The sequence below is a fragment of the Microbacterium sp. TPU 3598 genome (genome assembly GCF_002356155.1).
Classification (GTDB): Bacteria; Actinomycetota; Actinomycetes; order Actinomycetales; family Microbacteriaceae; genus Microbacterium; species Microbacterium maritypicum_A.
Map to the genome: position 1 here is coordinate 124,701 of NZ_AP017975.1, position 12,418 is coordinate 137,118.

General features: G+C 68.7%; 12 protein-coding genes. 4 read left to right on the plus strand and 8 right to left on the minus strand.

Annotation, left to right across the window (positions count from 1 at the left end; translation table 11 throughout):
- Positions 1 to 27 precede the first annotated feature (27 nt).
- The 4 genes from MST3598_RS00540 to MST3598_RS00555 all read right to left on the minus strand — a co-directional run bounded on the left by MST3598_RS00540 (position 28) and on the right by MST3598_RS00555 (position 6,009).
- A complete protein-coding gene (locus MST3598_RS00540; RefSeq protein WP_081860230.1) occupies positions 28 to 2,685 on the minus strand; it encodes a penicillin acylase family protein in 2,658 nt (885 codons plus the stop codon).
- 137 nt (positions 2,686 to 2,822) lie between these two features.
- Positions 2,823 to 4,658 (minus strand): YhgE/Pip family protein, encoded by a 1,836-nt coding sequence (locus MST3598_RS00545; RefSeq protein WP_029260821.1) that lies wholly within the window; start codon positions 4,656 to 4,658, stop codon positions 2,823 to 2,825.
- Complete coding sequence (locus tag MST3598_RS00550) at positions 4,655 to 5,359, minus strand: hypothetical protein (RefSeq protein WP_021200082.1); 705 nt, start codon at positions 5,357 to 5,359, stop codon at positions 4,655 to 4,657. Before MST3598_RS00550 ends, MST3598_RS00545 begins: the two co-directional genes overlap by 4 nt.
- Complete coding sequence (locus tag MST3598_RS00555) at positions 5,356 to 6,009, minus strand: TetR/AcrR family transcriptional regulator (protein ID WP_029260823.1); 654 nt, start codon at positions 6,007 to 6,009, stop codon at positions 5,356 to 5,358. The genes MST3598_RS00550 and MST3598_RS00555 overlap by 4 nt, the downstream gene beginning before the upstream one ends.
- A gap of 230 nt (positions 6,010 to 6,239) precedes the next feature.
- On the opposite strand from MST3598_RS00555, the gene MST3598_RS00560 reads away from it, so the two are divergent.
- Positions 6,240 to 6,908 (plus strand): GntR family transcriptional regulator, encoded by a 669-nt coding sequence (locus MST3598_RS00560; protein WP_029260824.1) that lies wholly within the window; start codon positions 6,240 to 6,242, stop codon positions 6,906 to 6,908.
- Positions 6,909 to 6,996: 88 nt separating this feature from the next.
- On the opposite strand, the gene argG is transcribed toward MST3598_RS00560, so the two are convergent.
- The 3 genes from argG to MST3598_RS00575 are packed head-to-tail and all read right to left on the minus strand — an operon-like array spanning position 6,997 to position 9,119.
- A complete protein-coding gene (gene argG, locus MST3598_RS00565) occupies positions 6,997 to 8,442 on the minus strand; it encodes an argininosuccinate synthase (protein WP_021200085.1) in 1,446 nt (481 codons plus the stop codon).
- Positions 8,443 to 8,485: 43 nt separating this feature from the next.
- The gene (locus tag MST3598_RS00570; protein WP_029260825.1) at positions 8,486 to 8,902 is read right to left on the minus strand and encodes a PIN domain-containing protein; all 417 of its coding nucleotides are present in this window, start codon (positions 8,900 to 8,902) and stop codon (positions 8,486 to 8,488) included.
- The gene (locus MST3598_RS00575; protein WP_029260826.1) at positions 8,886 to 9,119 is read right to left on the minus strand and encodes an AbrB/MazE/SpoVT family DNA-binding domain-containing protein; all 234 of its coding nucleotides are present in this window, start codon (positions 9,117 to 9,119) and stop codon (positions 8,886 to 8,888) included. The genes MST3598_RS00570 and MST3598_RS00575 overlap by 17 nt, the downstream gene beginning before the upstream one ends.
- A gap of 163 nt (positions 9,120 to 9,282) precedes the next feature.
- On the opposite strand from MST3598_RS00575, the gene MST3598_RS00580 reads away from it, so the two are divergent.
- Both MST3598_RS00580 and MST3598_RS18625 read left to right on the plus strand, forming a co-directional pair.
- Entirely contained in the window at positions 9,283 to 9,708 is a 426-nt protein-coding gene (locus MST3598_RS00580) for a hypothetical protein (RefSeq protein ID WP_029260827.1), read from the plus strand.
- Positions 9,709 to 10,317: 609 nt separating this feature from the next.
- Positions 10,318 to 10,728: a hypothetical protein gene (locus MST3598_RS18625; protein ID WP_231924904.1), complete on the plus strand. Its 411-nt coding sequence runs from the start codon at positions 10,318 to 10,320 to the stop codon at positions 10,726 to 10,728.
- A gap of 38 nt (positions 10,729 to 10,766) precedes the next feature.
- Here MST3598_RS18625 and MST3598_RS00590 read toward each other — a convergent pair whose 3' ends face one another.
- Positions 10,767 to 11,174, minus strand: coding sequence for a pyridoxamine 5'-phosphate oxidase family protein (locus tag MST3598_RS00590; RefSeq protein WP_029260829.1), 408 nt, complete (start codon positions 11,172 to 11,174; stop codon positions 10,767 to 10,769).
- A 204-nt stretch (positions 11,175 to 11,378) separates the two neighbouring features.
- Between MST3598_RS00590 and MST3598_RS00595 the strand changes: the two genes are divergently transcribed.
- Positions 11,379 to 12,350: an alpha/beta hydrolase gene (locus MST3598_RS00595; RefSeq protein WP_021200092.1), complete on the plus strand. Its 972-nt coding sequence runs from the start codon at positions 11,379 to 11,381 to the stop codon at positions 12,348 to 12,350.
- Positions 12,351 to 12,418: the final 68 nt, after the last annotated feature.

Below are 12,418 nucleotides of genomic sequence, written 5' to 3' on the forward strand. Positions count from 1 at the left end.
TGCTTCAGATGCCCAGAGAGCCGTCGTTCAGCCGGCCGGGGTGAGCACCAGGGTGTTGACCGCCGCTGCCTTCACGGCCTTCGCCGAGTACGCCCACGGCTTCTGGATGCCCGCTGCCCAGTCCGCCGTCTGATCCGTGTAGTGCTCGTTGTACGCGTGACCCGAGGCGCCGGTGAGATGATTCCAGGTCGAGGCGTCGAAGTCGGAGAGGTCGACGACCATGCGCATCGACGGCACGGTCGTGGTGGCGTACGAGACCCCGAGCTCCCATCCGGTCGCGTTCACCACCGAGGCCCCTCCGCTAACCGGGAAAGGTCCACGGTTGAAGAGTGCTTCGATCGGCGCGATGCCCGAGGAGCCGAGGGTCTCACTGGTGAGGGTGATCGCGTGCAGGTCGCCCCAGTTCCAGCGTGAGACGGTCGTGCCCTGCAGAGCCGCGAGCTCGTCGTAGGCCTCTTCCGCCGACAGTGCCAGCATCTGCTCCATCCCGTCGACGTCGATCTGCGCGTTGACCCAGAGCGGGTCGGAAGGATCGGCCAGCATGTCGGAGACGACGGTGAAGAGCCGACCTTGGCCGTCGATGGGGAGCGGCTGAGCGCGCTCGGCGAAGATGTTCTGCACCAGGTTCGACCACAGCACGTTCGCGTAGGCCGCAGCCGCCGACGATGCGGAGTTCTGCCCGTCCCACCCCTGCAGCAGTTCCACGGCCGCGGTCGGGCCTGCAACGGACACGTCGACGTCGGCCATGGCGGTCGCCAGTTGGGTGCCGATCCACATCTCGTTGTCCATCTGGATCTCGCGCATGTCGTCGGCGGTCAGCGGTGCGACGGCCGCGCGTCGCTCGATGAGGTGTGCGATCCGGGCGGCGCGGTAGCCGTAATCCCAGTCGCGGGAGAGGAAGTAGGCGTAGTCGTCAGTGACGATCGCGTTGTTCGCGGTCACGATGTATCCCGAGGTGGGGTTGTACGAGACCGGCAGCTCCTCGAACGGGATGAACCCCGTCCAGTCGTAGCTGCTGTCCCACCCGGGCTGCGGCATCCATCCGTCGCCCGCGCCGCGGATCGGAAGACGGCCCGGGGTCTGGTAGCCGATGTTGCCCTCGGTGTCGGCGTAGATGAGGTTCTGTGCCGGCACGTCGAAGAGCGAGGCCGCGTAGCGGAAGTCGTCGAAGTCCTGCGCGGTGGAGAGCGCGAAGATGGCCGTCGCCGCCGTGCCGGGATCGAGCGCGGTCCACCGCAGACTCACGGCGTACTCGGCATCGTCGGAACCGGGGGGTGCGGGCGTCGGAGCGATGGCTTCGGCGCCGAGGGCGGGTTCCGGGGCCCCCGCGATCGCCGTGAAGTCGTCCGTGAGTCCGGAGATGAGGGGCCCGTGGACGGTCGAGCGGATGGTCAGCTCGATGTCGTCGCCGCCCGCGACCTTGATCGTCTCGGTGCTCTCCTCGAGAGGCACCAGTGCTCCGTCGCGCCAGTACTGGTCGCCCTCGACGCGCTCGATGTAGAGGTCGGTGACATCGGTGGTGAGGTTCGTGAACCCCCAGGCGACCTTCTGGTTGTGGCCGATGACGATGCCGGGAAGGCCGGAGAACGAGAAGCCTCCCACGTCGAACGGGCACTCCTCGCTCACCGTCGAGCACTTCAACTGCACCTGGTACCAGACCGAGGGCAGCGAGGCCCCGAGGTGCGGATCGTTCGCGAGCAGGGGCATCCCGGTTTCGGTGAGGTCTCCGGAGACGACCCAGGAATTCGAGCCGATGCCCTCGCCGACATCGCCGACCAGCACACTCGCCGCTTCGATCACGCTCGAGGTCTCCTCCCACTCGACGGTCGTCGATGCCTGCCGCGCCTCGCCGTCGGTCTCGGAGGTGGTGTAGGCCGCAGGCTCCGCATCGGTGCCGAGTGCGGGAACGGTCGAGATCTTGGGCACGATCACGGGGTTCTCGTCGAACGGGTAGTCGGGATAGAGCTTCGCCAGCAGGTCACCGGTGGCCGCGTCCTCTGCCCCGTCCGCGCCTGTGCTCAGCTCTGCGGCCAGCAGCGAGCGTTCGGTCTCGTCCTCGATGTTGCCGCGGAGGTCCCAGGCCATGGCCTTGAGCCAGGCGACGGAATCCGCGGGTTCCCACGGCTCGGGGGCGTAGTCGGGGTTCTGCAGTCCGATCACGGCGTACTCGAGCGACAGTTCGGCGCCGGAGCGCGAAGCCAGGTAGGCGTTCACGCCATCCGCATAGGCCTCGTAGTAGCCGCGCGTGGTGTCGTCCATCGCCTCGACCTCGGCCTCGGCGACCGTGCGCCATCCGAGCGTGCGGAGGAAGGCGTCGGTGCCGGCCTGTGACTCCCCGAACATCTCGGCGACGCGGCCAGCGGTCACATGGCGGCGGAAGTCCATCTCGAAGAACCGGTCCTGCGCGTGCACGAAGCCCTGTGCGTAGAACAGGTCGTCGGTCGAGTCGGCGGTGATCGTCGGGATACCACGGTCGTCGCGCTGCACGGTGACCGCGGCCGCGAGCCCGTCGAGCTCGATGGATCCCTCGGTCTGCGGGAAGGAACGCTGGATGGTCCAGGCCACGAAGAACGCCGCAGTCACGGCGATCACCACGACGGCGGCCACGACGAGGAACGCGATGCGCCCGATGCGAACGCCCAGCGGGAGGCGGGAAGGGGCAGCGGACTCCTGCGAATCGGTCATCATCGTCGAGAACACTTTCGGGTAGACAGGTGGAACTCAGTTCCACCGAGCCCCAGTGCGCGTTTCAGGGCCGCGCCTTCGCATCATATCCGCACCGGCGCTCGCCGCGAGGCGTTCCGCGACGAGCACCGGGTCGATCATCCGATCAGGCTCGGCTGCAGATCGCGCAGGGTGCGCCGATGTGTCATCCGTGTCACCCCGATCATCGCGAACAGCAGCGCGCCGACGAGCCACACGCCGAGCACGGCCAGATCCCCGCCGGCACGCGCGAAGTCGCCGCCGTACATCAGCTGTCGCATCGCATCGACGACGTAACCCAGCGGCAGCACGTGATGCAGGGCGGCGAGGGGAGCGGGCAGCGTCTGCCACGGGAATGTGCCGCCCGCGGTGACCAGTTGCAGCACCATCAGAACCAGGCCGAGGAACTGCCCGACCGATCCGAGCCAGACGTTCAGGGCGAGGATGATCGCCGCGAAGGTCGCCGACGCGAAGACCATGATGCCGAGCGTGCCGAGCGGATGGTCGAAGGTGAAGCCGAGCGTGATGGCGAGGATGCCCATCAACCCGAGCATCTGCACGGCACCGAGCAACGCCGGGGTCAGCCAGCCGGCCAGCGTGATGCGGATGGGGGAGTGCAGTGCGGTGATGGCGCGCCGGGAGATGGGCTTCACGATCAGGAAGAGGGCGTAGATGCCGATCCAGGCGGAGAGCGCGGCGAAGAAGGGGGCGAGTCCGGCACCGTAGTCCTCGGCGGAGGCGACCTTGTCGCTCGACACCTTGACCGGGTCGGCGATCGTGTCGGCCTGAAGCGAGCGCAGGTCGGGGGTGGAGGCGGGAATCGCGTCGACGCCCTGGGACAGTCCGTCGCGCAGCTCGGCCGTGCCGGAGGCGAGCGTGGCGAGTCCATCGCGCAGCTGAGCGGCACCGTCGTTCGCGGCGGAGGCACCCGTGGCGACCGCGCCGGCACCGGTGGCGAGTTCCGAGGCGCCCGAGGCGAGGGAGGCGGCACCGGCGGCGAGCTGGTCGACCTTGCCGACCGCGGCCTGCACCTGAGTGTTCCCCTCCTGCAGGCGAGCGCCGAGCGGATCGAGCGTGGCGAGCACCTGGTCGATCTCGTCGGGCGTGAGGCCCTGCTGCGTCAGGGTGTTCGCGATGTCGGTGCGCACCTGCGGCAGGGCGTTCGCGGCCTGCTGCACCGCGGATCCTGCCCGGTCGGCGACATCGGCGAGCTGACGGTTGCCCGCGCTCACCTGTTGAGCGCCGTTCGCGAGGCTCTGCGCCCCCGTGGCCAGTTGCGCCGTTCCGTCGGCGAGCTTCGCGGTGCCTTCGGCGAGCGTGGAGCTGCCGGAAGCGGCGGTGCCGGCGCCGTCGGTGAGCTGCGTGGCGCCGTCCGTCGCCGTGATCAGCTTGTCGCGCACGTCGCTGAGGCCGGTGAGCAGGCGCTCTGCGGCCTGGCTGCCGACCATCTGGGCGACCGAGCTGCGGATCTTCTCCACGGCCTGCGTGCCCATCGATGAAGCGAGGTAGTTGTTCGCGTCGTTGGTCTCGAGGTCGATGCGCGCCTGGTGCGGGTCGCTTCCCGCGGCCGAGGTGAGGGCGGAGGAGAAGTCGGCCGGGATCGTCACGGTGAAGTCCACAGTGCCGTGTGTCAGGGCTTCGGAGGCTTCGTCGGCCGACATCAGCTGCCAGTCGAAGGCGTTGCCCTTGATGAGGTTCTCGGCCACGTCCTCGCCGTAGTTCACGGTCTCACCGGTCGCGGGTTCGGTGCCGGTGGTGGGCGCGGGGGCGCCTTCGTCGTCGACCACGAGCGCGACAGGGACCTCGGGGAACTTCGCGTACGGATCCTGGTTCGCCCAGAGGTAGAGACCGCCGTAGAGGATCGGGACGCAGATCAACGCGACCAGGGCGATGATGCCCATCCGGCTCGCGGTGAGTCGCCGCAGCTCGGCGGCGATCATGGCGGGAACCTTCATCGCGCATCTCCGTTCTCACTCGTGGCGGGTGTCTCGTCGGCGGCGGGAGACGCGGGCTCGTCGATCGCGAGCGGTTCGACAGGCCCGGAGGCGTTGATCGCGTCGAACTCCTGCATCCGCTCCAGGGCGATGGCTGCCGAGCCTCCGATGATCACGAGCATCGCGTAGCCGCGGTCCGCGAATTCGCCCGCGATGCGCCACCAACCGTCGGGGCTTCCTCCGTGGCGGTCGGGCGACACGAGCACGATGCCCTCGACCCCGGATCGGAGCACCGCGAGTTCACACAGGATGCGCACGCGTGCGGCGGGATCGATGGAGCCGAACGGCACGCCGGCCAGCTCGGTGTAGCCGAGCCGCGCGAGCCAGCGTCGTGCGTGCAGCGGAGTGGCGCCGAGTCCGGCGAACATGAGCTCTTCCTCCACGACGCCGACGAGGGCGACGTCGGGGTGCGGGTCGCTGACGGCGGGGGCGTCGACCAGAGCCACGCGACGACGCAATGCCTTCGGATCGTCGGCGGCGTCGATGCTCACGCGGCCGGTGTCGGGGCGCATGCGACCGCTCGCGATGAGTCCGAGCACCGTCGGTCGCTGCTCCGTCTCGGCCAGGGCGAAGCGCACCGAGCCGGTGTGGAACTCGAGCGAGATCGCCGGGAGTGCTTGGCCGTTGCGGCCTTTGCTCACGTCGTGCAGAGAGATCTTCATGCCCGGTCCTCCGGGGTGTTCGGGGGTTCCGTCGGGGCTGCCGCGGATGCGGCGAGGTCGGGCTGCGATGCGAGCAGCTCGTCCGCTTCGCGCCAGGAGAGTCCGGCTATGCTCAGCACCGTCCGCACGGCGAGGTCGGCGGCCCCCGTGCTGGCCGCATCCGTGCGGGAGATGACCGTGCGCGCCATCTCTTCGATGAGGCGCGCAAGGGTGGGGGCGGCGAGGTCGGTGCGGAAGCTGCCGTCGTCCTGTCCCCGGCGCACGAGCGCTGCCACAGTGCGGCGCAGGGGAGCGAGCGCGGTGGCGGTGTGTTCGACGTGCGTCTCATCGAGAGCGAGGGCGGCGGCCACCTGCACGTGCGCGGCTTCGTGCCAGAGGTGGGCGGCGAGACGGGCGAGGGCGAGGCGGGCGTCGGTGTCGTCGATCGAGGCGGCGATGGCGTTGAACCGCTGCGCGCCGGTGGAGATGAGTTCGCGGATGAGGGCGTCGCGATCATCGAAGTGTCCGTACAGGGTGCGCCGCGAGAGCCCCGCGCTGCGCGCGATCACGTCGACGGAGGCGTGCGGATGCACGGCCAGGGTCGCGCGGGCGGCGGAGAGGATGCCGGCGCGATTCTCGACGGCGTCGCGGCGAGGTGCACGAGTGGTCATGAGTTCATGGTAGAGATCATGCACATGAATGTGCAAGATGCTGCTGCGGATTCGTGGAGAGCACCCGGGACGGCATACAGCGCTGATCGAGGAGCGCTGTGTTATGTTACGCGTTGCGCGCTGGTGCGCGCGGGGGATCGCACCGGTTCCGGACACGGGGGTTGTTCGGTCCGCGCGTGCCGACCGTTTCGAGTGGTGGGGGACCCGCTGTGGTCGAGGGAGGGTGTGATTTGGCAGGCATCGATGTGGCGCTCGAGCGCAGGACGATGAGTGAGGACGTCTATCGGCGGTTGCGAGATGCGATCGTGGACGGTGAGTTGCGACCGGGGGAACGCCTTCGCGACACCGAGCTGGCGGAAGATCTGGGCACCTCCAAGACGCCCGTGCGTCATGCGCTGGCGCGACTGGCCGAGCAGGGGCTCGTCGAGATGCAGCGAAATCGCTTCACGCGCGTGGCGCCGCTCGACCTGGACCGGATCCGCGACGCGATCGCGCTGTTCGGCGACATCTGGATCGGATCGGTGCGGCATGCGATGCCGCTCGTCGGACAGGATGACGTCAGCTACCTCGTCGACCTGACGGAGGACATGTCAGACGCAGCGGGTGAGCGCGACGTCCTGGCCTACGGCGTGGCTCTGCGTGCCATCGCCATCGGCTTCGCTCGTCTCGAGGGCAATGCCACGCGGGCGTCCGTGATCGAGTTGCTCGGGCCGCAGATCCGGCGCTTCACGCAGCATGCCGCCGGCTGGTTCGATTGGGTCGCGAGCGAGCGGTCCACCCTCGAGATCAGGGACGCCATCGTCTGCCGAGATGCGACGCAGGTGCGCGCGGCCCTCGTGACCCTGTTCGACGAGGTGCTTCCCGGCATCATCGACCGGACAGAGGTCGGAGACCGCTGAGGCGGGACGCCGCTGAGGCGGGACGGGGGTCTGAATGCACGATGCGCCGACACCCGAGGGTGCCGGCGCATCGGTGTCGCTCGATGTGTCAGTCCGTGCCGGAGTCGAAGGCCGCGCCTTCGGACGCCGAGTCGACGGCGTCGGCCAGCGTCTCGTCGGCTTCGGAGATCGACCCGTGGACGGACTCGGTGATCTCGCTCGACTCGCCGGCGGTGACGCGGCCGACGAGCTCGCCGGTCGCACCGCCCACGAGACCGAGACCCGCGTACTGCTCGAGGCGCGCACGGGAGTCGGCGATGTCGAGGTTGCGCATGGTGAGCTGGCCGATGCGGTCGACCGGGCCGAAGGCCGCATCGCCGACGCGCTCCATCGACAGCTTCTCGGGGCCGTAGGAGAGGTTCGGCGAGACGGTGTCGAGGATCGTCCAGTCGTCGCCGCGGCGCAGGCGGATCGTGACCGTGCCCGAGATGGTGAGCCCGACCCAGCGCTGGATCGACTCGCGCAGCATGAGCGACTGCGGCTCGAGCCAGCGGCCCTCGTACATCAGACGGCCGAGGCGGCGACCCTGCTCGTGGTAGGTCGCGAGGGTGTCTTCGTTCAGGATGCCGTTGACCAGGCGCTCGTAGGCGATGAACAACAGCGACATGGCCGGAGCCTCGTAGATGCCGCGCGACTTCGCCTCGATGATGCGGTTCTCGATCTGGTCGCTCATGCCGAGGCCGTGGCGACCGCCGATCGTGTTCGCCTCCATGACGAGGGCGACCGGGTCGGAGTACTCGACACCGTTGATGGCGACGGGGCGGCCGGCCTCGAACGTGACGGTGACGTCTTCGGTCTCGATCGCGACGGACGGGTCCCAGAACTTCACGCCCATGATCGGGTCGACGGTCTCGAGTGAGACGTCGAGGTGCTCGAGCGTCTTGGCCTCGTGCGTCGCGCCCCAGATGTTGGCGTCGGTCGAGTAGGCCTTCTCGGCGGAGTCGCGGTAGGGGAAGTCGCGGGCGACGAGCCAGTCGCTCATCTCCTTGCGGCCGCCCAGCTCGGTGACGAAGTCGGCGTCGAGCCACGGCTTGTAGATGCGCAGGCGCGGGTTGGCGAGCAGGCCGTAGCGGTAGAACCGCTCGATGTCGTTGCCCTTGTAGGTGGAGCCGTCGCCCCAGATGTCGACGCCGTCCTCCTTCATGGCGCGCACCAGCATGGTGCCGGTGACCGCGCGACCGAGGGGCGTCGTGTTGAAGTAGGTCTTGCCGCCGGAGCGGATGTGGAAAGCGCCGCAGGAGAGGGCGACGAAGCCCTCTTCGACCAGGGCGGTCTTGCAGTCGATCAGGCGCGAGGCCTCGGCGCCGTACTCCAGCGCGCGGCCCGGGATCGAGGCGATGTCGTCTTCGTCGTACTGACCGAGGTCGCCGGTGTACGTGAAGGGAACCGCGCCCTTCTCGCGCATCCACGCGACGGCGACGGAGGTGTCGAGTCCTCCGGAGAAGGCGATGCCGACGCGCTCGCCGACGGGCAGGGACTGGAGGACCTTGGACATGCTTCCCAGTCTATCGGCGGGCGGCGTGTCGCCCCGTGCTGCGTCAGATCACGCGCACATCGACGCCTAGCGCCGCATACGTTCCTATCGCGCGGCGATCGCATGTGACGAGCGTCACCCCGGCGGCCCTGGCGCACAACGCGACCAGGCCGTCGTAGACCGCTCCGCCGGCGATTCCAGCATCGGCGAGAACGTCGACGGCGGTGCGCGCGTCCTCTTCCGAGAGTGAGATCGATCGGGGGAATGCAGCCCGGATCGCGTTCGCCGCTGCCAGAGGGGTCAGGCGATTGGGGCCCGGCAGGCGCGTCAGCACGGAGTATGTCTCTGCTGAGGCGTGGCCGGCAAGGCCGAGGATTGCACCGGCGCAGGCGCTCTGGACCGCGATGTGCGCGGTGTTGTCTTCCACGAGGAGCGCGAGCGCCGCGCTCGTATCGAGGAGCAGGTCAGCGCTGGTCGGCAAGGCGCAACTCGCGGATGTCGTCGGGTGTGATCGCCATGCCGGACGACGCGACGACGAGACGCCCGTCCTTCTCGATGAGGTTGTCCGGGGCATCGATCTCGATGCGGATGCCGTTGCCGTCGAGGATGAGATCGATAGGACCAGGGATCAATCCGACGCGCTCGCGGAGCGCAGCGGGGATGACGATCCGTCCTGCCTTGTCCATGGTTGCCTTCATGCCATGAGAATACCATTCGAATGGCACAGAACGGGGGCGAGGCGGGTGCTTCATATCGGTGTCCTCGTTCAGGGTCCGCCGCTACATTGTGGCCATGCAGAGAGCAAGGTCGCGTAGGTGGTGGTTGATTGCGGGAGGTGCGCTTCTCGCCGCGATACTGGTCGTGCTTCTCGTCCTGGCGGTCCAAGCCTTCCGCGGGTCGACGCTCGCGCGGCAGGACATGGCGGCGCACCTGTCGTTCCCCGCGACGTATCACGGCTTCGAAGAGGCCTCGGAACTCGCAGGTTTCACACTCAAGGAAGACGGATCAGCGGAGGTCTCGGCGCTGATGCTCGGCACCGAGGAACGGGAACTCGACGACGGGCGGGTGTGCCTCGATGGCGACGTGACCCCGGTCGTCGGGAAGGCCAGCTGGCGGACGGACGATGCGGGGTGGGTCGTCATCGAGGCGGGTGAACGGCAGACGCGCCTGAGCCAGGACGATCCGATGCTCATGGGCTGGGGTTGGGGCAAGGTTTATGTCCTGACGCCCTGCACCGAGGAGTACACGGCGACGTTCGTCACCCCGAACGCCGACTACTCCGACTGAACGACATCTTCATGGCGTGCCAGGCGCAGTGGGGAGAAGAGCACGATCAGTGCAGCCACGACGAACACCACCACGCCGACCGAACGCGAAGGCGGTCACGGCGCCCGTGAACGCGCCGAGCGTCGACGATGACCAGAAGAGTGCGAAAGCAGGAATGCGCAGAACCTCGACCGGCCTGTCGCTCATCGCCGCCTCGCTGGGTCGCCCGCCGCTCCCGCTGTGGTCATCCTATTAGCGCCCCTTTCTGGAGACGGGTGGGTCGACCCGGATGGCGGGCTCGGAGGTGGGAGAGTAGGCCCCACGGAGGTCGGACATGGGTGGAGCAGTCCTGTGGGGTCTGGTCGCGGCTGCGCCGCTGTTCATCGGTGCGGTGCTCGCACTGCTGCGCACGTGGCCGCCGCGCTGGCTCGGCATCGTGCTGGGCTTCGGCGCCGGCGCGCTCATGGCGTCGATCGCCTTCGAGCTCTGGGAGGAGGGGCTCGATCTCGCCGGTCCCGTTCCCCTCATTGTCGGCGTCGCGGGGGAGCGATCAGCTACTACATCGCCGACCGCATCCTCGATGCGCGTGCTGCGAAGACCAAGGAACAGGCGGGTGGAGGTCAGCTCGCCGTGGGCGCTCTGCTCGACGGCATCCCCGAGCAGCTGGTGCTCGGCATCGGTCTCGCCTCCGGGGAACCGGTCAGCATCGCGCTCGTGGTCGCCATCCTGGTCTCGAACCTGCCCGAGTCGATCGGCTCGGCCGCCGACCTGCTCGAAGGCGGCATGGCGAAATCGAGGGTGCTGCTGCTCTGGGCGGGTGTCGCGGTGCTGTGCGCGGCCGCGACCGTCGCGGGCTTCGGTCTCGCGAGCATCACCGGCGATGAGTTCCGTTCGGCGGCGAGTGGTTTCGCCGCCGGCGCCCTGCTCGTGATGCTGGTCGATTCGATGATCCCCGAGGCGCAGTCCAAGGCCAAGGAATCGACGGGACTCGCGACCGTGCTGGGCTTCGCGCTCGCCGCCGGCCTGGCCCTCGCATCCTGAGCGACTGAGCGACGACGGAGATCACCCGGAGAGGGCGCTCAGTCCTTGCCGCGGAACTGGTCCCGTCGCACGGTACGGCCGGTGATGCTCTCGATGCGGAACGACAGCGGAAGGCTCCGATCCTCCCCCGCCCACGGATGCACGCGCGCGGCGCCACCCGCCGCTTCGTCGTCGGGGACCCGCGAGAGGGGGCCATGCAGCAGCACGCTCCATGCCGTGTTGCCGAGGGGGTCGTGGTAGTCCACCTCGAACGCGACCGGGAGCGGCTCGGAGGTCAGGGCGGCCAACACGCCGTCCGGGGCGGTGCGAAGAAGCAGGTCGTGACCGGAGACCGCGAAGTTCACGGGAAGGATCTGCACCCGGTCCTCATGGACGAAGCCGATCCGGCCGATCGTGGTGGTGGACAGCAGTTCGTAGGACTGCTGCTCGTCGAGTGCTCGAATCATGCGCGCATCCCTTCCCTTTGGCGCCAGGTTATCCAGGGCGGCACGCGCCATCAAGGGAGTCATGCGACGCCGGAGCGGAACAGCCCGCCATCCGGCGGATCGGAGACGTCGGATCCGCCCGCGCTGGCGGGTTACTCTCGGGAGCGGCGTGCGGGAGGCTGGCGGAACACCGCCGCGATGGTGGCCGAGGACAAAGGAGTTCCGATGACTGACACGACCCTGGCGCGACCGCCGTTCGATCCCGAGCTCGAGGCTGCTCTCGCCCTCGTCGGCGACCAGCTGCCGTCGACACTGACGCCCGAGATGATCCCGCTGATGCGCCAGTCGCCGGTGAGCGGCGACCAGGAGATCTTCACCGTGCTCGACGACCGCGGCTTCACGCGCCGTGACGTCACGATCGCCGGATACGACGGAGGCGAGATCGTCCTGTCCGTGATCGAGAAGGAGGGCCGGACCGGCACCGGTCCGGGCTTCTTCCACACCCACGGTGGCGGCATGATCATCGGCAACCGCTGGCTCGGTGTGGTCGGCTTCCTCGACTGGGCGGAGCGCTACGACGGCGTGATCGTCACGGTCGAGTATCGGCTCGCCCCCGAGTTCCCCGACCCGTATCCGGTGGAGGATTGCTACGCGGGTCTGCTGTGGACCGCCGAGCATGCCGAAGAGCTCGGGATCGACCTGTCGCGCCTGCTGATCGGCGGCGGCAGCGCCGGGGGAGGCCTGGCTGCGGGCACCGCGCTGCTCGCCCGTGACCGGAAGGGCCCCGAGCTGATCGGCCAGCTGCTCATCTACCCGATGCTCGACGACCGAGACGAATCGGTGTCCACCCGGCAGATCGACGGGATCGGGGTCTGGGATCGCGGGTCGAACGTGACCGGATGGACGGCGTTGCTCGGCGACCGCAAGGGTACCGACGACGTCTCGATCTATGCCGCTCCCGCGCGGGCGACCGATCTGAGCGGACTGCCCCCGGCGTTCATCGATTGCGGCAGCGCAGAGGTGTTCCGCGACGAGGATGTCGCCTATGCCACGAAGCTCTGGGAAGCCGGGGTCCAGGCCGAGCTGCACGTTTGGGCCGGCGGCTTCCACGGCTTCGACATGTTCGCCCCGCACGCCGCCGTCGCTCAGGCCATGCTCGCCGCGCGGGACAACTGGGTGAACCGCCTGCTCTCCTGAGTCCGGATTCCACCCTCCGGGGCCGCGCGCCGACCCCGTAGGGTGGAATCCCCGCGCGATGGAGCCGA

Coding starts and splice junctions, on each gene's coding strand:
- MST3598_RS00540 (WP_081860230.1), bottom strand. CDS start 2,685: ATGACCGATTCGCAGGAGTCCGCTGCCCCTTCCCGCCTCCCGCTGGGC.
- MST3598_RS00545 (WP_029260821.1), bottom strand. CDS start 4,658: ATGAAGGTTCCCGCCATGATCGCCGCCGAGCTGCGGCGACTCACCGCG.
- MST3598_RS00550 (WP_021200082.1), bottom strand. CDS start 5,359: ATGAAGATCTCTCTGCACGACGTGAGCAAAGGCCGCAACGGCCAAGCA.
- MST3598_RS00555 (WP_029260823.1), bottom strand. CDS start 6,009: ATGACCACTCGTGCACCTCGCCGCGACGCCGTCGAGAATCGCGCCGGC.
- argG (WP_021200085.1), bottom strand. CDS start 8,442: ATGTCCAAGGTCCTCCAGTCCCTGCCCGTCGGCGAGCGCGTCGGCATC.
- MST3598_RS00575 (WP_029260826.1), bottom strand. CDS start 9,119: ATGAAGGCAACCATGGACAAGGCAGGACGGATCGTCATCCCCGCTGCG.
- MST3598_RS00590 (WP_029260829.1), bottom strand. CDS start 11,174: ATGATTCGAGCACTCGACGAGCAGCAGTCCTACGAACTGCTGTCCACC.
- MST3598_RS00595 (WP_021200092.1), top strand. CDS start 11,379: ATGACTGACACGACCCTGGCGCGACCGCCGTTCGATCCCGAGCTCGAG.